This is a genomic window from Ralstonia sp. PBBBR1 (genome assembly GCF_002256165.1).
GTDB classification, from domain to species: domain Bacteria; phylum Pseudomonadota; class Gammaproteobacteria; order Burkholderiales; family Burkholderiaceae; genus Ralstonia; species Ralstonia thomasii.
Genome location: NZ_NKIL01000007.1, coordinates 353,748 through 373,530 on the forward strand (window position 1 = coordinate 353,748; position 19,783 = coordinate 373,530).

15 protein-coding genes are annotated in these 19,783 nt (G+C 65.7%); 5 read left to right on the forward strand and 10 right to left on the reverse strand.

Annotation, left to right across the window (positions count from 1 at the left end; translation table 11 throughout):
• Positions 1–98: 98 nt before the first annotated feature.
• The 5 genes from htpX to def form a co-directional block, all read right to left on the reverse strand.
• The gene (gene htpX / locus CFE42_RS15110; RefSeq protein ID WP_012436834.1) at positions 99–959 is read right to left on the reverse strand and encodes a zinc metalloprotease HtpX; all 861 of its coding nucleotides are present in this window, start codon (positions 957–959) and stop codon (positions 99–101) included.
• 120 nt (positions 960–1,079) lie between these two features.
• The gene (locus CFE42_RS15115; protein WP_004628322.1) at positions 1,080–1,736 is read right to left on the reverse strand and encodes a LysE family translocator; all 657 of its coding nucleotides are present in this window, start codon (positions 1,734–1,736) and stop codon (positions 1,080–1,082) included.
• Positions 1,737–1,767: 31 nt separating this feature from the next.
• On the reverse strand, positions 1,768–2,751 hold the full coding sequence (gene fmt, locus CFE42_RS15120) for a methionyl-tRNA formyltransferase (protein ID WP_004628320.1): 984 nt from the start codon (positions 2,749–2,751) through the stop codon (positions 1,768–1,770).
• A 57-nt stretch (positions 2,752–2,808) separates the two neighbouring features.
• Positions 2,809–4,833: a glycosyltransferase family 39 protein gene (locus CFE42_RS15125; RefSeq protein WP_004628318.1), complete on the reverse strand. Its 2,025-nt coding sequence runs from the start codon at positions 4,831–4,833 to the stop codon at positions 2,809–2,811.
• Positions 4,834–4,843: 10 nt separating this feature from the next.
• Entirely contained in the window at positions 4,844–5,359 is a 516-nt protein-coding gene (gene def / locus CFE42_RS15130; RefSeq protein WP_004628316.1) for a peptide deformylase, read from the reverse strand.
• 252 nt (positions 5,360–5,611) lie between these two features.
• Between def and CFE42_RS15135 the strand changes: the two genes are divergently transcribed.
• The 4 genes from CFE42_RS15135 to CFE42_RS15150 all read left to right on the forward strand — a co-directional run bounded on the left by CFE42_RS15135 (position 5,612) and on the right by CFE42_RS15150 (position 11,356).
• On the forward strand, positions 5,612–6,799 hold the full coding sequence (locus CFE42_RS15135; protein ID WP_004628312.1) for a LysM peptidoglycan-binding domain-containing protein: 1,188 nt from the start codon (positions 5,612–5,614) through the stop codon (positions 6,797–6,799).
• Positions 6,800–6,824: 25 nt separating this feature from the next.
• Complete coding sequence (gene dprA / locus CFE42_RS15140; RefSeq protein ID WP_004628310.1) at positions 6,825–8,030, forward strand: DNA-processing protein DprA; 1,206 nt, start codon at positions 6,825–6,827, stop codon at positions 8,028–8,030.
• 61 nt (positions 8,031–8,091) lie between these two features.
• On the forward strand, positions 8,092–8,472 hold the full coding sequence (locus CFE42_RS15145; protein WP_004628308.1) for a thioredoxin family protein: 381 nt from the start codon (positions 8,092–8,094) through the stop codon (positions 8,470–8,472).
• A gap of 253 nt (positions 8,473–8,725) precedes the next feature.
• A complete protein-coding gene (locus CFE42_RS15150) occupies positions 8,726–11,356 on the forward strand; it encodes a DNA topoisomerase III (protein WP_004628306.1) in 2,631 nt (876 codons plus the stop codon).
• A gap of 74 nt (positions 11,357–11,430) precedes the next feature.
• Here the strand turns inward: CFE42_RS15150 and CFE42_RS15155 are convergent, their stop codons facing one another.
• On the reverse strand, positions 11,431–12,369 hold the full coding sequence (locus CFE42_RS15155) for a LysR family transcriptional regulator (RefSeq protein ID WP_004628304.1): 939 nt from the start codon (positions 12,367–12,369) through the stop codon (positions 11,431–11,433).
• Positions 12,370–12,821: 452 nt separating this feature from the next.
• Here CFE42_RS15155 and CFE42_RS15160 point away from each other — a divergent pair, with 452 nt between their 5' ends.
• Positions 12,822–14,510 (forward strand): AMP-binding protein, encoded by a 1,689-nt coding sequence (locus tag CFE42_RS15160; RefSeq protein WP_004628302.1) that lies wholly within the window; start codon positions 12,822–12,824, stop codon positions 14,508–14,510.
• A gap of 36 nt (positions 14,511–14,546) precedes the next feature.
• On the opposite strand, the gene rodA is transcribed toward CFE42_RS15160, so the two are convergent.
• Genes rodA through mreC form a run of 4 tightly spaced genes read right to left on the reverse strand, consistent with a single transcriptional unit; the run spans position 14,547 to position 19,745 of the window.
• On the reverse strand, positions 14,547–15,689 hold the full coding sequence (gene rodA, locus CFE42_RS15165) for a rod shape-determining protein RodA (RefSeq protein ID WP_024541964.1): 1,143 nt from the start codon (positions 15,687–15,689) through the stop codon (positions 14,547–14,549).
• A gap of 32 nt (positions 15,690–15,721) precedes the next feature.
• Positions 15,722–18,127 (reverse strand): penicillin-binding protein 2, encoded by a 2,406-nt coding sequence (gene mrdA / locus CFE42_RS15170; protein ID WP_004628300.1) that lies wholly within the window; start codon positions 18,125–18,127, stop codon positions 15,722–15,724.
• A gap of 42 nt (positions 18,128–18,169) precedes the next feature.
• Entirely contained in the window at positions 18,170–18,682 is a 513-nt protein-coding gene (mreD, locus tag CFE42_RS15175) for a rod shape-determining protein MreD (protein WP_004628297.1), read from the reverse strand.
• A gap of 16 nt (positions 18,683–18,698) precedes the next feature.
• A complete protein-coding gene (gene mreC / locus CFE42_RS15180; RefSeq protein ID WP_004628295.1) occupies positions 18,699–19,745 on the reverse strand; it encodes a rod shape-determining protein MreC in 1,047 nt (348 codons plus the stop codon).
• Between the last annotated feature and the right edge of the window lie 38 nt (positions 19,746–19,783).

A 19,783-nucleotide genomic window follows, 5' to 3' on the forward strand; every position in this document is an offset into this window, starting at 1 on the left:
AGCAGGAAATCAGGCGGACAAAATGCAACGAGCCCGCGATGGGCGGGCTCGTGCGGACTGCGGAAGTATAAAGGAAGCGCCCGGCCGGGCTGCCGCTTTTACGCCGGATATTGACCCGTCTGCGCCATCTGCATCAGGCGCGCGATGCGCTCTTCCGTGGCCGGGTGCGTGCTGAACAGGTTGGCCAGGCCCCCGCCGTGCAGCGGGTTCATGATCATCATCTGCGCGGTAGCCGGGTGGGCTTCAGCGGCGGCAAACGGAATGCCGGCCGCATAGCGGTGGATCTTGTCCAGCGCTGAGGCCAGCGCCTGCGGGTCGCCGCTGATGGTCGCGCCCCCGCGATCGGCCTCGAACTCACGCGCGCGGGAAATCGCCATCTGGATCATCGCGGCCGCCAGCGGCGCGAGGATCGCCACCGCAATCCCGGCGATCGGGTTGGCGGGACGGCCTTCGCTGTCGCGCCCGCCGAAGAACACGGCAAAGTTCGCCAGCGCCGAAATCGCGCCGGCCATGGTGGCCGAGATGGTCGAGATCAGGATGTCGCGGTGCTGCACATGCGCCAGTTCATGGGCCATCACGCCGCGCAGTTCACGCTCCGACAGGATGTTGAGGATGCCAGTCGTGGCCGCCACGGCGGCGTGCTCGGGGTTGCGGCCGGTGGCGAAGGCGTTGGGCTGGGCTTCGTCGATCAGGTAGACGCGCGGCATCGGCAGGCCGGCGCGGCCGGCAAGCTCCTGCACCATGCGGTAGAACTGCGGCGCGCTGGTCTCGTTGACTTCCTGCGCGTTGTACATGCGCAGGACCATCTTGTCGGAGAACCAGTACGAGAAGAAATTCATGCCCAGCGCGAACAGCAGCGCCAGCATCATCCCGCTGCGTCCGCCGATCATGCCGCCGATGACGATGAACAGCGCGGTGATCGCTGCCATCAACATGAAGGTCTTGATCCAGTTGAACATGGGGGCGTGGCTCATGTGGGTCTCGGGTCTTGTGAATGCGTTAGATCGCGATAATCGCTGAGAATTCAAGGGTTTGCGCGGCACTTGCGCGATATTTCGCCGCAGATGGCGCTTGACGCATCAACGGGTGGTGAACGCCAGCCGCGCGCCCAGGCCGATGAACGCCGTGCCGACCACGCGATCGAGCCAGCGCTTGATGCCGGGCTTGCCCGCCACCCGGCGCGTGACGCTGGCGGCTACCCACGCCACGAGGCTATTCCAGATCGTCGACATGACAATGAACACCGCGCCCAGTGCCAGGAACGCCAGCGCCTTGTGCGCGGCGTGCGGATCAACGAACTGCGGGAAGAACGACAGGAAGAACAGCACGACCTTCGGGTTCAGCACATTGGTGAGAAAACCCTGCATGAACAACGACTTGAGCGGACGCGGGCGTTTGGCGGCGGGCGTTTCCGCTTCTTCGGCCGGGGCGTCGTCGAGTTCGGGCGGCGCCAGCAGCATGCGGCCACCCAGGTAGATCAAGTACGCCGCGCCCACCACCTTGATGACCGTGAACGCCACGGTGGACGCGGCCAGCAGCGCCGTCAGCCCGAACGCGACCGCCAGCACGTGCACGCAGCAGCCCGCCGATACCCCCAGCGACGACAGCAGCCCCGCCGCGCGTCCTTGCGAGACGCTGCGCCCGACGATATAGGCCGTGTCGGGCCCCGGCGTTACATTCAGCAGAAATACGGCCAGCATGAAGAGCGGCAGATTGACGATGCCCAGCGCGGTCATGACGAAATCCTCTTCTATATAGAGGGGGCGGTTAGCCGCGCGATGCGAAGCGCTGGCCGGGCTGGATCGCCAGGCCTTGCAGGAATTCGCGTGCGGGCAGGCGCTTGCCGCCTGGCTTTTGCAGTTGCGTCACGCGTAGCGCGCCGGCGCCGCAGGCGATGGTGACGCCCTCGGCATTGGCGGCGAGTACCACGCCGGGTTCCGCCTCAGCCGGGCGATCGGCCAGCACCTCCGCCTGCCAGAACTTGATCGCCACGCCATCCAGCGCGGCCGAGGCGCCAGGAAACGGATTGAACGCATGCACCTGGCGCAGCAGCGCGGCGGCGTGGCGCGACCAGTCGAGCGCGGCTTCGTCCTTGGCGATCTTCTCCGCATACGTGATGCCTTCGGCCGGCTGCGGCGTGGCGTGGAGCTTGCCGTCTTGCGCCAGCTTGGCGAGCGCCTCCACCACCATGCGTCCGCCGAGCGCGGCCAGCGTGTCGTGCAGCGTGCCGGTCGTGTCGGTCAGGCCGATGGGCACGCGCTCCATGGCGATCATGTCGCCGGTATCCAGTCCCGCATCCATCTGCATGAGCGTGATGCCGGATTCGGCGTCGCCCGCTTCGATTGCACGGTGAATGGGCGCGGCGCCACGCCAGCGCGGCAGCAGCGACGCGTGGATGTTGATGCAGCCAAAGCGCGGCAGGTCGAGCACTTCCTGCGGCAGGATCAGGCCGTAGGCCGCGACGACCATCACGTCGGGGCGCTGGGCGGTCAGGGCGTCGATGACTTCCGCGGCTTCTCGCGGATATTTGCCTGCGCGGCGCAGCGACGGCGGCTGGAGGATGGGCGCGAATCCATGCGTGACTGCGTACTGCTTGACGGGGCTTGCCTGCAATTGCATGCCGCGGCCAGCCGGGCGATCCGGCTGACTCAGCACGGCAATCACGGGAAAGCCGGCCTGGTGGATCGCCGCCAGGGCAATCTGCGCAAATTCAGGCGTGCCGGCAAACGCTACGCGAAGGGTGGACGTCATGGATGGGAAACGGAAAACGAGGGGAAGCGCGCTACACGACAGCGTAGCGCATTGGGCCTAACGACGGCCGCGATACGGGGTGTCGGTCAGCGGCACAATGGGCTCGGGCGACGGCAGCGCCTCAGACACGCCATTGCCGCGCCGCTGGAACAGCGAGAAGGTTTCGTTCGTGTCGCCCGGACGGCTGCCGCGCCAGACCATTTCCCAGTTGTTGCCATGGGGGCGGCGTCGGGCGTGTTCCGGCCGTTTTTCGAGCACCAGTATCAGGTCGCAGGTGCGCGCGATCGGGTTGGGGCGGTGATCGTCGCCGGCGCCGCTGTGGCCCAGCAGCCATTTGACGGGGCGCACGCCGGTTTCGTAGTGCATCAGCGCGCGCTCGCTTTCGCCCATGCCGCGTGTGGCCACGCAGATCTGCGCGGATTCGAGCACCGGCTTGATCGCCTGGAACAGCGGTCGGTAGCTGCGGGCGTCATCCACCCACGGCATCAGCAGGGTGCCGAGCAGGCCCCACACCATACCCAGGCCTGCCGCCCATGCGACCACGCCCGAGCGCGCGGGCCGCAGCCACACGCAGACGGCCCACAGCGCCGTGATTGCCCCTGCCGCCAATACGGCAAACGGGTGGACCAGCATGTCATACGGCAATGGCAGCACGCGGCCCAGCACCTTGGCCAGCCAGCCCGGCAGCAGCTGCCCGCCGCTGGTAACGAGCGCGCCCCACACGGCCCAGACCACCAGCCCGAGCACACCAAACAACGTTACCGCCGCGCCCCATGCACGCGCACGCCATGCGGGCGCAATCAGCAGCAGCATCGGCGCGCCCAGCACGGCCAGCGCCGGCTGCAGCGGCATCAAGTAAACATCGCGCAGCACGGCCGAGCGCAGCACCACGGCAATCGTCACCAGCACGAACAGCGAAACGACAAGGTGCCCCTGATACGGCAGCAGCCACGCCGTGCGCGCGCCGCGTCCGCGTTGCCGCGCGAGCTTGTACAGCGACACGCCCAGCACGGCCACCGCCGGCCACACAGCGGGCGTGCCGGTCAGGAAGATCGATCGGATGGTGGTCGTCAGCGACCCTTTCTCGCCGCCCAGATGTGAGAAGCCGAAGAAGCGGCCCAGGTTGTTGACCCAGAACCATTCGATGAACAGGTCCGGCGATTCGTGCCAGAAGATGGCCGGCCAGATCGCCAGCCACGGCAGCGCCACCAGCAGCGATAGGCCATAAAAACGCCATGCCTGGCGGTTGCGGAAATCCGGCAGCAGCGCGATCGCCGCCAGCAGCGTGATCGCGAACAGTCCCGGCACAAGCACGCCCTTGCCCAGGAAGGCCACACCGATGCCCGTGCCGAACCAAAGCGCTGGGCGCAGCACATCGACGCCCTTTGCGCCACCGGCTTCGCTCTCTTTGACAAAGCGCACGAGGCCATACAGGGCGATCGCCGCGCCGGCCAACTGCGGCACATCGGCAATGAACTTGTGGACGTGCTCGACCAGCCCGATGCAGCCGGCAAACAGAAGCAGCGCGCCCAGCGCATAGTCGCGCAGCGCAGCACCGCCAGCGTCGAGACCGGCTTCGCGGCGTGCGGACAGCGTCAGCCCCGGACGTCCGCGCGCCAGATCCGCACCGACGCGCAAGCGCCAGTCGCGCGCTTCGCTGCGCAGCAGGCGCGCCGTGCGCCAGACCGCCCAGCACGTCAGCGCCATCCAGAACAGCACCGCCACGCGCACGGCTTCGTGGGGCGGCATGTCGGGCAGCGCCAGCGCGGCCAGCGCGCCCGTCCAGTACATCAGCGGGGGTTTTTCGACGAACGGCTCGAAGGCGACATTGGGGATGACCCAGTCGCCGCGCTCGATGATGTTGATGACGATGCCGAAGGAATACGGCTCGTCGGCCTTCCACGGCGCGCGCCAGAACGTGCCGGCAACAAAATACGCGCACAGCATCAGCACGACGACGGCGCGCCAACGCCTCGCCAGCAGCGCCGACAGGCGACGCGGGCTTACGTTGGTGCCTGCTTTGGCGGGAGCGATCGGCATCAGCGGGATGGAGCGAGGGCGCGCGTCGGCGTCGGCAGGCATCGGAACGCGTTCAACGGTGGGGCGCCGCGTCGCGTTGGTGCTTCTTGAGCTTGGACCGGATGCGCGTCTGCTTGAGCGGCGAGAGGTATTCGACGAAGACCTTGCCCATCAGGTGATCCATCTCATGCTGGATGCACACGGCCAACAGGTCGTCTGCCTCAAGCTCGAAGGTGTCGCCCTTCTCGTTTAGTGCGCGCACGCGCACTCGCGCCGGGCGGTCGACCTTGTCATAGATATCGGGCACCGACAGGCAGCCTTCGTCCCAGACCTTGTGCTCGTCACTTGCCCAGAGGATCTCCGGGTTGATGAACACGCGCAGCTCGTCGCGCGACTCCGACACGTCGATGGTGATCACGCGCTCGTGCACGTCGACCTGCGTGGCAGCCAGGCCAACGCCCGGCGCCTCGTACATGGTCTCGGCCATGTCGGCCACCAGTTTGCGGATGCGGTCATCCACAACGGCAACCGGTTTGGCGACTTTGTGCAGCCTCGGGTCAGGGTATTGCAGGATATTCAGTAGGGCCATGATGCTTGGCAACAACGGTTGCAGAAGGCCACGCTAACGAGGGGTTGCCTTCAATTGCGATCGCTTGGAATGTCATGCAGAATCGGGGGCGCTATCCGCCACATGGCTTAGGAAAAAGCCTGACGAATGTTGGATGCCATACCCCTCTTGCTGCAGCGCAGAACTGCGTACAGCTGCGGCGGTGAGGCGTCGAACAGGCACGCGGACCACTCGCCGATTCTTCATAGAATAATGCGCCATCGTAACACACCGATGCTCTCTCAGCCCGCCATGCAAGCCGCCACGAAAGCGCGCCAGCCTTACGTTTGCGCCCTGTCGGCGGTTGCCGCGGCAGCGCTTTTCTGCATGGGCGCCGCCCACGCCGCCGAGCGCACTGTGACGCCGGCGCAACAGGCGCAGGCCGCGACTGCCGCCCAAGCTGGCATCCCCGAATCCGAACTGGCCGCCACCGCGCCCGCACAGTACACCGTGCGCCGTGGCGACACGCTGTGGGCAATCTCGGGTAAGTACCTCAAGCGGCCACATCGCTGGCCCGAGCTGTGGGGCATGAACCGCGAGCAGATCCGCAACCCGCATCTGATCTATCCGGGCCAGATCCTGTATCTGCATCACGCGAATGGCCGCGCATGGCTGTCGAGTTCGCCGGCATCGGCGGATGGCAGCACGGTGCGCCTGTCGCCGCATACCCGCGTGTCGGGGCAGGACGGTGACGCCATCTCAAGCATTCCCGCCGCCGCCATCGAGCCGTTCCTGACCCAGCCGATCGTGGTGGATGAAGACACGCTGGCCACGCCGGCGCGCATCTTCTCGCTGCCAGAAGGCCGCGTTTATCTGGGCAAGGGCGAAAACGCCTACGCCCGCGGCCTGCCGCAGGGCGAAGGCGGCCAGGCCGGTAGCGAATGGCAGGCGTATCGCCCAGTCCGTCCGCTCAAGGATCCGGTGACGGGCAACGTGCTCGGCTACGAAGCCGACTTCCTCGGTACGCTGCGCGTGGTGCGTGCGGCGACCGGCCCGCAGGCGGTGACCAAGATGGAAGTGCTGTCGTCCAAGGAAGAAATGGGCGTCGGCTCGCAACTGATGCCACTGCCCCCGCGCGTGCCGGTGCGCTATGTGCCGCATGCGCCGGAAGGCGACATGCACGGCGCGGTCGCCAAGGTGACCGGCGGCGTACGCTTTGGCGGTACCGACCAGGTGGTTGTGCTGAACATCGGCAGCCAGCAGGGGCTCGAGCCGGGTCACGTGCTGTCGCTGGCACGCGCCGGCGCCGTCGTGAAGGACGCGACGGGCGGCAACGAAGCCGTGCAGCTGCCCGCAGAGCGCTACGGCCTGGCCTTCGTGTTCCGCGTGTTCCCGCACGTGGCCTATGCGCTGGTGACGGACGCATCGAACGCCGTGGAAGTGGGCGACAGCGTCAGCAACCCGATGTCGCAGCAACCCTGAACTACGCGCTACCGCAGTCCTCGATTTGACCGATGCCTCTCAGGCCGCGGCGTCCGCCGCGGCCGATTCCACTGCCGCCCTCTCCTGCACGCGCGATCCGACTGAACTGGCCGGGTGGCTTCGTCTGACTGAAACCCCCGGCGTTGGGCCCGTTGCCGCGCGGCAATTGCTGGCGGCTTTCGGGTTGCCGCAAGACATCTTCGCCCAGCCATATGCCGCGCTCGCCAAGGTGCTCCCGGAGCGGCAAGCGCGCGCGGTGCTCGCCGAGCCCGACGACACGCTCGCGGCGCTGATCGAGTGCACCGTCGCCTGGGTGAACGAGCCGGGCAACGCCATTTTCACGCTGGCTGATCGCGGCTACCCGCCCCGCCTGCTCGAACTGCCGGACCCGCCGACCCTGCTGTACACCAAGGGCAATGCTTCCCTGCTGCGCGCCGCAGCGGTGGGCGTGGTGGGCGCGCGCAGCGCCACGGCGGCCGGCATCGACAACGCGCGCGCGTTTTCCCAGGCGCTGTCGGCGGCAAGCGTGACGGTCGTGTCCGGCCTGGCGCTCGGCATCGATGCGGCGGCGCATGAGGGCGCGCTGGCTGGCCCGGGAAGCACCATCGCAGTCGTGGGTACGGGGCTGGATATTGTTTACCCGGCCCGCAATCGGGCGCTGGCGCATCGCATTGCCGAGGCTGGCGTCATCATCTCCGAATACCCGCTTGGCATGGGCGCACGCGCCGAGAACTTCCCGCGCCGCAATCGCCTCATCTCGGGCCTGGCGCGCGGGCTGCTGGTGGTGGAGGCGGCGGCGCAGTCCGGCTCGCTGATCACGGCGCGGCTGGCGGCCGAGCAGGGGCGCGATGTGTTCGCGATTCCGGGGTCGATCCATTCGCCACTGGCCAAGGGCTGCCACCTGCTGATCAAGCAGGGCGCCAAGCTGGTGGAAACCGCCGCCGATATCCTCGACGAACTCGGCTGGGGGCGTGCTGCAGCGCCGGCCAAACGTGCGGCGCGCACGGCCACGGTCCAGGTACCTGAGACTGCGCCGGCCCCCGCCCGCGCGGCGCCGAGTGCCGCTGAAACGGCGCTACTCGACGCGCTCGGCTTTGATCCCGTCGATCTGGATACCTTGTGTGAGCGCACCGGGCAGGCAGCGGCCGCGCTCTCCGCACAGCTCCTGGCGCTGGAGCTTGATAGCCGCGTCGAGCGTCAGCCCGGCGGGCGCTTCCTGCGGCTTCCGTGAAAGCGTGCCTACAATAGGCGCGCCGCTTCGTTACCCCGCTGGTCGCTCAGCGCCTTTTTTCATGCCACTGCTCTTGCCTGACACCGACGCCGCCACGCTGCACGCGCGCATTCGCTCGGGCCAACTCCTGGTGGCGTGCCTGTGTGCCGAGTGGTGCGGCACGTGCCGCAGCTATCGCAAAACCTTCACTGAACTCGCGGCGCGGCACCCGGAGTGCTGCTTCGTCTGGGTCGATGTGGAAGACCATGCCGACGCGCTGGGCGATTTCGATGTTGAGAACTTTCCGACCCTGCAGGTGCAGCGTGGGAACGATGTGTTGTTTTTCGGCCCCGTCTTGCCTCACGCGGGTGTCGTTGAGGGATTACTTTCGCGTGATCTGCACGTTGCGCCCACGGTGCCAGCGGCCCCGGACTTGCGAGGCTGGCTGTTGGAATCGGCGTGATCGCCGGCCTTGACAACCTCAAGCGAAGCATGCGCCACTCTATTGCGCCTGAAAAGGAACCGCGCTTATGATTGGCGGCCAAATTTGGGGCCGACGGGTTATTGAAGGCCGCCTAACGGGCACGCTGACAAGCGCCCGCGGCACTTGAAGTCGGCAGGCGTTGCCATAAGACTCTAAAAAACACGCGAACGGTCGTTATAGAAAAGCGACTTCTTCTTTACCCGATCACTTGCGATCGCCAGGATCCGCTCACATGTCCAAGGCTCTCATCATTGCCGAAAAACCGTCGGTCGCCGCTGATATCGCGCGCGCGCTGGGTGGCTTCACCAAGCACGACGAGTACTTTGAGAGCGACGAATACGTCCTCTCGTCGGCGGTTGGCCACCTGGTCGAGATTGCTGCCCCCGACGAATATGAAGTCAAGCGCGGGAAATGGAGCTTCGCCCATCTGCCGGTGATCCCGCCGCACTTTGATCTGCGCCCGATCGCCAAGTCGGAGTCGCGCCTGAAGGTGCTGACGCGCCTGATCAAGCGCAAGGACGTCACCGGCCTGATCAACGCCTGTGACGCGGGGCGCGAAGGTGAATTGATCTTCCGCCTGATCGCGCAACACGCGAACACCAAGCTGCCGGTGAAGCGCCTGTGGCTGCAGTCGATGACGCCGCAATCCATCCGTGATGGCTTTGGCAAGCTGCGCAGCAACGAGGACATGATGCCGTTGGCGGATGCCGCGCGCTGCCGCTCCGAGGCCGACTGGCTGGTCGGCATCAACGGCACGCGCGCCATGACCGCGTTCAACAGCAAGGGTGGCGGCTTCTTCCTGACCACTGTGGGCCGCGTGCAAACGCCCACGCTGTCGATCGTGGTGGAGCGTGAAGAGAAGATCAAGCGCTTCGTCCCGCGCGATTACTGGGAAGTACGCGCCGAATTCATCGCCGCGGCCGGCCTGTACGAAGGCCGCTGGTTCGACCCGAAGTTCAAGAAGGACGAGTTCGATCCCGAACGCCGGGATTCGCGCCTGTGGAGCGAGGCCGAGGCCAAGAGCATCGTTGCCGCGTGTCGCGACAAGCCGGGTTCGGTGACGGAAGAATCGAAGCCATCGACGCAGATGTCGCCGGCACTGTTCGACCTGACCAGCCTGCAGCGCGAGGCCAACGGCCGCTTCGGCTTCTCGGCCAAGAACACGCTGGGCCTGGCGCAGGCGCTGTATGAAAAGCACAAGGTGCTGACCTATCCGCGTACCGATTCGCGCGCGCTGCCCGAAGACTACATGGGCACGGTCAAGCAGACCCTCGACATGTTGGGCGAAAGCTCGCCCAACTACCTGACGCACGCGAAGAAGATTCTCGCCAACCAGTGGGTCAAGCCGAACAAGCGGATCTTCGACAACAGCAAGATCAGCGATCACTTCGCCATCATCCCGACGCTGCAGGCACCGAAGAACCTGTCGGAGCCGGAGCAGAAGCTGTATGACCTGGTGGTGCGCCGCTTCCTGGCGGTGTTCTTCCCGGCGGCCGAATACCAGGTCACCACCCGCGTGACCGAGATGGCTGGGCATCACTTCAAGACCGAAGGCAAGGTGCTGGTGAACCCGGGCTGGCTGGTCGTCTATGGTCGCGAGGCACAAGGCGAAGATGCCAACCTCGTGCCGGTCGCCAAGGACGAGAAAGTCAAGACTGACAAGGTCGAGCCGGTCGGCCTGACCACCAAGCCGCCCGCACGCTACAACGAAGCGACGCTGCTGTCTGCCATGGAAGGTGCCGGCAAGCTCGTCGACGACGATGCATTGCGCGAAGCCATGGCCGGCAAAGGCCTGGGCACGCCAGCCACGCGCGCGGCCATCATCGAAGGGCTGCTGACGGAAAAGTACCTTGTGCGTGAAGGCCGCGAGCTGATTCCGACGGCCAAGGCGTTCCAGCTGATGACGCTGCTGCGCGGCCTGGGCGTGGAAGAACTGACGCAAGCCGAGTTGACTGGCGGCTGGGAGCACAAGCTTTCCCTCATCGAGCGTGGTCAGCTGGAGCGTGACGAATTCATGCGCGAGATCGCGCAGATGACGCAGCAGATCGTCAAGCGCGCCAAGGAATACGACAGCGACACCATCCCCGGCGACTACGCGACGCTTTCCACGCCGTGTCCGCAATGCGGCCACGTGGTCAAGGAGAACTACCGCCGCTTCGCCTGCAGCCACTGCGACTTCTCGATCAGCAAGATCCCGGGTGGCCGCCAGTTCGAGCTGGACGAGGTGGAAGAGCTGCTGACCAACAAGACCATCGGCCCGCTGCAGGGCTTCCGCAGCAAGATGGGCCGGCCGTTTGCGGCCATCCTCAAGCTGGCGCAGGAAGATGGTCACTGGAAGATGGAGTTCGACTTCGGCCAGAACGACGAAGACGATGGCGAGCCGGTCGATTTCTCCGGGCAGGAAAGCGTCGGTCACTGCCCGAAGTGCAACGGCAACGTCTACGAGCACGGCCTGAAGTACGTGTGCGAGAACGCCGTGGCGCAGCCCAAGACCTGCGACTTCACCACCGGCAAGATCATCCTGCAGCAGGAGATCAGCCGGGAGCAGTTAGCCAAGCTGCTGACCGAGGGCAAGACCGACCTGCTGACGGGCTTCAAGTCGGCGCGCACGGGGCGCAACTTCAAGGCGTTCCTGGTCAAGCAGCCGGACGGCAAGATCGGCTTCGAATTCGAGCCGCGCGGCGAAGGCAAGGGCAAGCCCGGCGCCAAGACCGCGGCGAAGAAGACGACGGCCGCGGCAAAAACGCCCGCTGCCAAGAAGGCGCCGGCCAAGACCGCGGGCAAGACGGCCGCCAAGAAGGCTCCGGCGCGCAAGAAAGCCACGGAAGCCGAGACCGACGAGGAAAGCACCAGCGAAACTTGATTGCGGTTTCGCAGGCGCCCACGCAAACGGGAGGACACTGTCCTCCCGTTTTGTTTTGGCAATACGGTCTGCGCTTATGCGGCTTCACTCAGGCCGCGGCCCGCGCGCGCCTCACTGTGCTTGACCTCCATCGCTTGGGCCAGCATGTAGTCGATGAACGTGCGGACCTTCGTTGGCAGGAACTTGCGGCTCGGGTACACCAGCGACAGCGACCGCTGCGGCAGCTTGTACTGCGGCAGCAAGCGCACCAGCCGTCCGGACTCCAGATCCGGCCGGGCCATGTACGACGACAGAATCGCGATGCCCATGTCGGCGAGCACGGCACGGTGCATCAGTTCGGCATTGCTGGTGACGAGTGAGGGCTGCACCGGCACCGAAATCGACTGGCCGTCGGCGGTGCTCATCTCCCATTCGTGACGCAGTTGCGGGTGCCACATCGCAATGACGCGGTGCTCGGCAATATCTTCGGCGCGCTGCGGCGTGGAATGCTGGCGGAGGTAGGCCGGCGTGGCGGCCATGACCATCTCGGCGGAAATCATGCGGCGCGCCACCAGGTGCGAGCCGAGGCCGAGCTCCGAGACCATGATGCCGACGTCGCGGCCATCCTCGACGATGTCGATGGGGCGATCGGACAGCGCCACGTCAAACGTGACCTCGGGATAAAGCTGCTGGAAGCGCGCGAGCAGCATCGGTAGCACGTGCAGCCCGAACATGACGGGGGCGACGATGCGCAGACCGCCGACCAGCGCCTGGCTGCGCGAGGTGGCGAGCGATTCCGCCTCGTCAATGTCGAGCAGGATCTGCGCACAGCGCTGCAGGTAGGTTTCGCCCACGTCGGTCAGCGACAGGCTGCGCGTGGTGCGGTTGAGCAGGCGCGTGCCGAGATGCGCCTCAAGGTCGGCCACGTAACGCGTGACCACGGCATTGCTCATCGACAGATGCTGGGCCGCCCGGGCGAAGCTGCCAAGCTCCACCACCTTGGAAAACACCCGCATCGACTGCAAACGATCCATTCCAGCCTCTCACATAATTTGTTGTCAAAAATAGAACAAATCTGTCATGGCGGCAAATATTTAATATTGTCACAAGCAATTCACTGCCTAGGGGCGATCCTTGAATGTGAGCACGCGCTCATGTGAGAATGCCGACGCAATTTGCGTTTGCGATGTTTCATTGCCGGGGCTGCGTATCCGACTTCTCACCGATTGACGCAACAGCTGATTTGCGCCGAGACTTTATACCGAACGGTAGATTTTTGTGGGATTCGTCTTGCGCGAGGTTAGGTTCGGCCCAAATCGTGGGTGGAACAGGGTCTTGCGCAAATCGGTGCGGCGGTAGCCAGACGGCTTCGCCATACTCAAATGATGGATGCCGCGAACCCTGACCCGCATGAGCGCCCCGCAACGAGGGCAGCCAGCACGGCCGATGTATCGCCCCGCGATGCCGGCGGCCGAGGAGACACCACATGACCATCCAGAACCGCGAACCGGTCAATTATCTGGCAGGCGAGATGCCGCTGCACCGGTATTGCGCCCACCATGCGCAGCAAACGCCCGAGCGCATCGCCCTGTTGTGGTACGGCCGCACGATCTGCTGGCGCGAGCTGGATCAGGCCTCGACGCGGCTGGCGGTGCAGTTGCAGCGGCTGGGCGTGACGCGTGGCGATCGCGTTGCACTGTTTCTGCACAACTGCCCGCAAGCCATCATTGCCCATCTGGCCACGGCCAAGCTGGGTGGCATCGTCGTGCCGTGCGGGCCGCTGTCGCGTCAACACGAGCTGCGCGACCAACTGACCGATTCCGGCGCCAAGATTCTGGTGGCCGCGGCAGACCTGATGCCGATCGTCGAGGCCGCCCGGCCCGGCACGTCGGTCATGACCGTCATCACGACGCGCTATGCCGATCTGCAGCCCTCGCAGCCGGCCTGCCGCAAGGCGCTGGCCGTGCCGCCCGAACTGATTGCCGCCGATGCCTCGTCGGCGCCGCCGCTCAAGAACAAGCCGGGCGCCGCGCAGCTTGACCTGATGCAGCTGATGGCTGAGCCCGTGGATGTGGCTGAGCGCAACGCCGTGGCGGCTATCCAGGTGAGCCTGGATGACGTCGCGCTGATGGTCTACACCTCCGGCACCACCGGCCGCCCGAAGGGGGCCATGCTCACGCATCGCAACGCACTGTACAAGACCGCCGTCACGGTGCAGGTCAGCGGCATCCACGCCTCGGACGTGATGCTGGCGGTGGCGCCGCTGTCTCATATCGCCGGCATGCTGATGGGCATGAACGTGATGCTGTATTCCGGCGCGACGACCATCCTGCTCTATCGGTTCGATCCCCTGGCGGTGCTGCAGGCCATTGACCGCTACCGCGTGACACGCTGGTACAGCATGACGCCAATGAACCTCGCGGTCATGGCGCATCCGGACGCGGCGCAGTACCGCATGGAATCCTTGGTGGCCAACCCATGCACCAGCTTCGGTGTCACGCTGACCGAAGCGATTGCCGAGCAGTGGCGTGCTTTTGCCGGCTCGCAATGCCGCATCTACGAAGCCGCCTATGGGCTGTCGGAAACCCACACCTGCGACGCCATCACGCCTGCCGATGCCCCGCGCTGGGGGTGGCACGGCAAGATTGTCCCGCAGACCGAGGTACGCATCGTCGACCCGCATACCGGCGCAGAACTGCCACCCGGCCAGGCCGGCGAAATCACCATCCGCAGCCCCGGCGTGTTCCGTGGCTACTGGCAGCGAGACGAGGCCACGCGCGCCGTCCTGCACAACGGCTTTCTGCGCACCGGCGACATCGGCCAGGTCTCGCCCGACGGCTACCTTCAATGGCAGGGCCGCATCAAGGAAATGATCAAGGTGTCGGGCTACAGCGTGTTTCCGGAAGAGGTCGAGGCGCTGCTGTCGCGCCATCCGGGCATCCGCCAAGTGGCCGTGACGCCCATCCCCGATCCCGAAAAAGGCGAGGTCGTCTGCGCGCACGTGGTGCCGATGACCGGTGTAACGCTCTCGGAAACCGAACTGATTGCCTGGTCGCGCGACAACATGGCGCCGTATAAGGTGCCGCGGCGCGTGAAGTTCCATGAGGCGCTGCCGGCTACCGCGACGGGCAAGGTGCTGCGAAGGTTGTTGCGCGAAGACGCCATCGCCGCGTGAAAGCAAAACGGCCGCCAGAATTGGGCGGCCGTTTTGTCAGGTCTGCACGAAGCGTTTCTGTCGGGCGATGCTCATCAGGATGCCGATGCCCATGCCCAGCGTGACAAGCGCCGTCCCCCCATAACTGATGAGCGGCAGCGGCACCCCCACGACAGGCAGGATGCCGCTCACCATGCCCATGTTGACGAAGGCGTAGGTGAAGAAGATCAGCGTGATGGACCCGGCGAGCAGGCGCCCGAACAGCGTGCCCGCATTGGCGGCAATAAACAGCCCACGCAGAACCAGCAGCAGATACAGGAACAGCAGCACGCCGTTGCCGACCAGCCCGAATTCCTCCGAGTACACCGCGAAGATGAAGTCGGTGTGCTTCTCGGGGATGAACTCAAGGTGGGTTTGCGTGCCCTTCAGCCACCCCTTGCCCGTCACGCCGCCCGAGCCGATGGCAATGATCGACTGGATGGTGTGGAAGCCCTTACCGAGCGGATCGGTGGTCGGGTCGAGCAGCGTACAGACGCGGTGTTGCTGGTAATCGTGCAGGATCGGCCAGTTCACGCCCGGTGCGCAGATGCGCGATTCGAACGACACCACCAGCGTGATCGCCGTGACAGCAATGACCAGCACCGGCACGATCAGCCGCCAAGACAGCCCGGCGAAGTAGATCACGTAGATGCCTGCCGCCAGCACCAGCAGCGCGGTGCCCAGGTCGGGCTGTTTGGCAATCAACCCCACGGGAATCAGCAGCAGCAGGGCGGCCGCCAGATAGTCGTACCAGTGGATCACGCCCTCGCGCTTCTGGAAGTACCACGCCAGCATGAGCGGCATGGCGATCTTCATGATCTCGGAAGGCTGTACCACCACGCCGATATTGAGCCACCGCCGCGCGCCCTTGCGGATCAGCCCGAACGCCGCCACGCCAATCAACAACGCCACGCCGACGGTGTAGAGCGGCACCGCAAAGCGCATCAGCGTCTGCTGCGGCAGGTTGGCGATGATCCACATCAGCACGAACGACAGCAGGATGTTGCGGACCTGGTCTTCCACCCGGCCCGGCATGTCGATGGCGGCCGAGTACAGCGCGACCAATCCCGTGCCGAGCAGCAGGAAGACGATCAGCGCCAGCGGGCCATCGAAGCCGGTGAAAAGCGATTTGATGACGTTGAATATGCGGCGCTTGTCCAGTTTGTCCATGGCGAGATCCTCAAGCGCAAATATCAGGGCGCGGCCGGCTTGGAGGCCGGTTTCTGCGCGGGCTTCGGTGCCGGCTTGTTGCCCGGCTTGGTGTCCTTCGCACCCTTTGGCGTGGTCGCTGGAGCCGAAGCCGGTGCGGCAGCGTTGCCCCGTCCGCGCGGTGGCAGTTCGGGCGCCGGTTGTGCATGCGACAGCGCTTGCAGCACCTGGGCGTCCAGGGTGGCCGGGGCGACGGCTTCGGCGCTGGTGCCAGCCTCGCGCAGGGCCGGGGCTACCAGGTCCGGCGACAGCGGCGGCACACCGCGTGTGGTGCCCCCTGCCACCGACGACGCTGCCGGCGCCGAAGCGGCGGCCACCGCACTGGCGGCGGAGGCTGCCACGCCCGAAGCAGCAGCGACCCCGGATGCCGGCTCTGCGGTCACCTGCGGCGCAGCCGTCGCGCTGGCGATGGTGGCCGTCTTGCCGGTCGAGAACACACTGGGCGTATCCACCGGCGGTTGCTGCTGGGGCTTCGGTGCGGTGGCGGCCAGTTCCGCAGGCCACTTGCCGGTCAGGTAATAGTCCATGACCGCGCGTGCGATGGGTGCGGCCGATGCGGCACCAAAGCCGGCGTTTTCCACGATCAGCGCCAGCGCGATCTTCGGATGGTCCGCCGGTGCGAAAGCCTCGAACAGCGCATGGTCGCGCTTGTTTTCGGGAATGGCGTGGTGGTTGTACTTCTCGTTCTTGCCCAGCGAGTACACCTGCGCCGTACCGGTCTTGCCCGCCGACACGTACTGCGCGCCGATGAACGCCTTGGCCGCCGTGCCGGCCTGGTTCACGCCCACCATGGCGCGCTTGATCACGTCGATGTTCGCCTGCTTGAGCGGAATCCGGTAGCTCTCGGTCGGCACCGTCAGCGCGCGCGACTTGGACAGCGAATCTTCGACCGCCTTTACCAGGTGGGGCTTCATCACCACGCCGTTGTTGGCCAGCGTCGAAATCGCATGCGCGAGCTGCAGGATGGTGAAGTTGTTGTAGCCCTGGCCGATGCCCAGCGAGATGGTTTCGCCGTCGTACCACTTCTGCTGCTCGGGGCGCTTGTAGGCTTTGCGCTTCCAGTCGGTGGACGGCAGGATGCCGGTGCGCTCGCCCTCGATGTCGATGCCCGTCACCTGCCCGAAGCCGAACGGCTTCATGAAATCGTGGATGGCATTGACGCCCATGTCGTTGGCGAGCCGGTAGTAATACGTGTCGCACGACGCCACGATGGAGCGGTACATGTCGACCCAGCCGTGCCCGCCCGGCACGTCGTCGCGGAAGGTGTGGTTGCCGAGCGTGAACGAGCCCGGATCAGCCATGCCCCACTGCGGCGTGCGCTTGCCCAGCTCCAGCGCGCCCAGCGCCATGAACGGCTTGTACGTCGAGCCCGGCGGATACGTGCCGCGCAGTGGCCGGTTCAGCAGCGGCTTGTCCGGCGAGTTGTTCAGTTCGCCCCAAGTCGTGCTGTCGATACCCTCAATGAACAGGTTCGGATCGAACGTCGGCTTGGAGACAAAGGCCAGGATGTCGCCCGTCTCTGGCTCGATCGCCACCAGCGCCCCGCGCCGGTTGCCGAAGAGCTGCTCGGCCAGCCGCTGCAGGTTGATGTCGAGCGACAGGATCAGGTTGTTGCCCGGCGTTGCCTGTGAGGTCGACAGCGTCCGGATCGGCCGGCCACCCGCGCTCACCTCCACCTCTTCGTAGCCGGTCAGGCCGTGCAGCTCGGTCTCGTAGCTCTGCTCGATGCCGACCTTGCCGATGTACTCCGTGCCGCTGTAGTTGTTGGAATCCTTGCGCGGGTCATACGTCACGCCAGGCTGGCTGTTGGCATCGCTCATGTTGTCGATGCGGTCCAGGTCGCGCTCGGAGATGCGCCCGATGTAGCCGATCACGTGCGACGCCGATTCGCCAAGTGGGTATTGGCGGAACAGCCGCGCATGCACGTCCACGCCCGGAAAGCGGAAACGCTGCGCCGAGAAGCGCGCGACTTCCTGGTCCGTCAGCTGACTGCGGATCGGCAGACTTTCGAAGCTGCGCGCGTCTTCCATCAGGCGCTTGAAGCGGCGGCGGTCGCGCGGCTGGATATCGACGACCTGGGCAAGCTGGTCGATCGTGTTGTCGAGCGTGTCCTGCAGCTTGGACGGCGTGATCTCCAGCGTGTAGGCCGAATAGTTGCGCGCCAGCACCACGCCGTTGCGGTCCATGATGATGCCGCGGTTGGGCTCGATGGGCGCGACAGAGATGCGGTTGTCTTCCGCCTTGGCCGAGTACTGCTCGTGCTTGACCTGCTGCAGCCAGAAGAAACGCGCCAGCAGCAGCCCGAAGCAGATGAGCACGAACAGGGCGGCCGCCGCCAGCCGCAGGCGGAAGCGCGACAGCTCCTGTTCGACGTTGCGGATTTCGGTCATGCCAGGTGAGGGCGAATAGCGGGGCGCATCAGGTCGGCCGCCTTAGATGGGCCGGGTTTCGTCGACGCTCTCCGGGCGACGCTGCGGCGCCAGCAAGAAGGCGTTGGCGAACGGCCACAGGGCGGCTTCGATCAGCGGCGGCAGGATGACCTGCCAGTCCGGCAGGTGCGCGCCCATCAGCAGACGGATGACGATCGGTACGGCGTGCGCCAGCACCAGCAGCGGCAGCACATGCAGCGCCTGCGACAGCACCGTGAACCACAGCACGCGCCGGTGAATCGTGATCGCGAAGTACGACAGCATCGTGTACGCCATCGCATGTTCGCCAAGCAGGCGCGCTTCGTGCACGTCCATCAACAGGCCCAGCAGGAAAGCCACCACCATGCCCACGCGGCGCGGCTGATGGATGTTCCAGAACACCAGCACCAGTGCCACCAGATCGGGAATCCACTGCATGTGGCCCCACGGCATCAGGTTGAACAGGAACGCCAGCACGAAGCTGAAAGCGATGAAGCCAGGGTTGACCGGGCGCAGCAGATATTGGGGCGAGTTCATGATCGATGGCCTCGCTTCAGCGTTTTTGCGCTGAATCGGTGTCCAGCGGATTGCCGTCGGCGTCGGTCGGGCGCGGTGGCGGGGCGTTTTCGTCGGCTGCGGGCGCGGGTGCCGGCACATTGGCTTCGGCGGCGGCGCGTGCGGCGCGGTCCTTTTCTTCGCGGGCATCGCGGGCAGCGTTCTTGCCTTTGGCTGCGGGCGGCGGCGACAGATCCGTCGGCGGCGGGAAGCCCGATTCGTACTTCACGATCAGCAGGTGCCGGTTGCTGCGGATGCCGGCCACCGGCTCGCAGATCACGCGCGAGAACGCGGTATCAGCCTTGCGCTCGATTTGCGAAATGCGCGCCACCGGCAGGCCCGCCGGATAGACCCCGTCCAGCCCCGACGTCACGAGCAGGTCGCCCTGCTGCAGATCGGCCGAGGCGGCCATGAAGCGCAGGTCCAGCGCGCCCGGTCGGGCACCGCCAAAGGCGACGCTGCGCAGGCCGTTGCGCACCACCTCCACGGGGATCGCCTGGTCCTTGTCGGTTAGCAGCGTGACTTGCGATTCGAACAGCGACACGCGCGTCACCTGGCCGACCACGCCGCGGTCATCGATGACCGGGTAGCCGGCGCGCACGCCGTCCTTCGAGCCGCGATCGATCACGATGCGCTGCGTATAAGGGTCACGTGCTTCGTAGAGGACTTCCGCCGCCACCGTGGGCACCGCCGCGTGCTGCTTCAGATTGAGCAGCGTGCGCAGATTGCGGTTCTCGGCTTCGAGCTGCGAGGCGCGCAGCGATTGCTGCGCCTGGGCAACCGCCGATTCGCGCAGGTTGCGGTTATCGACGGCCAGCCTGGTGGACGATTGGGTGTAATCGAGCGCGGCGCGTGCCGTATCGCGTGGAATCAGCACCAGGCGCTCGACGGGGTACAGGATGACCGACACGACTTGCCGGACTACACCCAGCACGGACATGCGGGCATCGATCACCAGCAAGGCAAGTGCAAGCGCGAGCAAAGCGACCAGCCGCGCGGTGGCGGACGGACCCTGCTTGAAGAGGGGCGGCGGGGAGTAATCCATGACCCGGACGCTTCAAATGGGCACGGCAGACGCGTGAC

Excerpts from the sequence above, each read along its gene's own strand:
- CFE42_RS15145 (WP_004628308.1), top strand. The coding sequence starts at position 8,092 with ATGCCACTGCTCTTGCCTGACACCGACGCCGCCACGCTGCACGCGCGC.
- CFE42_RS15155 (WP_004628304.1), bottom strand. The coding sequence starts at position 12,369 with ATGGATCGTTTGCAGTCGATGCGGGTGTTTTCCAAGGTGGTGGAGCTT.
- def (WP_004628316.1), bottom strand. The coding sequence starts at position 5,359 with ATGGCCCTACTGAATATCCTGCAATACCCTGACCCGAGGCTGCACAAA.
- CFE42_RS15115 (WP_004628322.1), bottom strand. The coding sequence starts at position 1,736 with ATGACCGCGCTGGGCATCGTCAATCTGCCGCTCTTCATGCTGGCCGTA.
- CFE42_RS15125 (WP_004628318.1), bottom strand. The coding sequence starts at position 4,833 with ATGCCTGCCGACGCCGACGCGCGCCCTCGCTCCATCCCGCTGATGCCG.
- fmt (WP_004628320.1), bottom strand. The coding sequence starts at position 2,751 with ATGACGTCCACCCTTCGCGTAGCGTTTGCCGGCACGCCTGAATTTGCG.
- htpX (WP_012436834.1), bottom strand. The coding sequence starts at position 959 with ATGTTCAACTGGATCAAGACCTTCATGTTGATGGCAGCGATCACCGCG.
- mreC (WP_004628295.1), bottom strand. The coding sequence starts at position 19,745 with ATGGATTACTCCCCGCCGCCCCTCTTCAAGCAGGGTCCGTCCGCCACC.
- CFE42_RS15135 (WP_004628312.1), top strand. The coding sequence starts at position 5,612 with ATGCTCTCTCAGCCCGCCATGCAAGCCGCCACGAAAGCGCGCCAGCCT.
- mrdA (WP_004628300.1), bottom strand. The coding sequence starts at position 18,127 with ATGACCGAAATCCGCAACGTCGAACAGGAGCTGTCGCGCTTCCGCCTG.
- CFE42_RS15150 (WP_004628306.1), top strand. The coding sequence starts at position 8,726 with ATGTCCAAGGCTCTCATCATTGCCGAAAAACCGTCGGTCGCCGCTGAT.
- CFE42_RS15160 (WP_004628302.1), top strand. The coding sequence starts at position 12,822 with ATGACCATCCAGAACCGCGAACCGGTCAATTATCTGGCAGGCGAGATG.
- mreD (WP_004628297.1), bottom strand. The coding sequence starts at position 18,682 with ATGAACTCGCCCCAATATCTGCTGCGCCCGGTCAACCCTGGCTTCATC.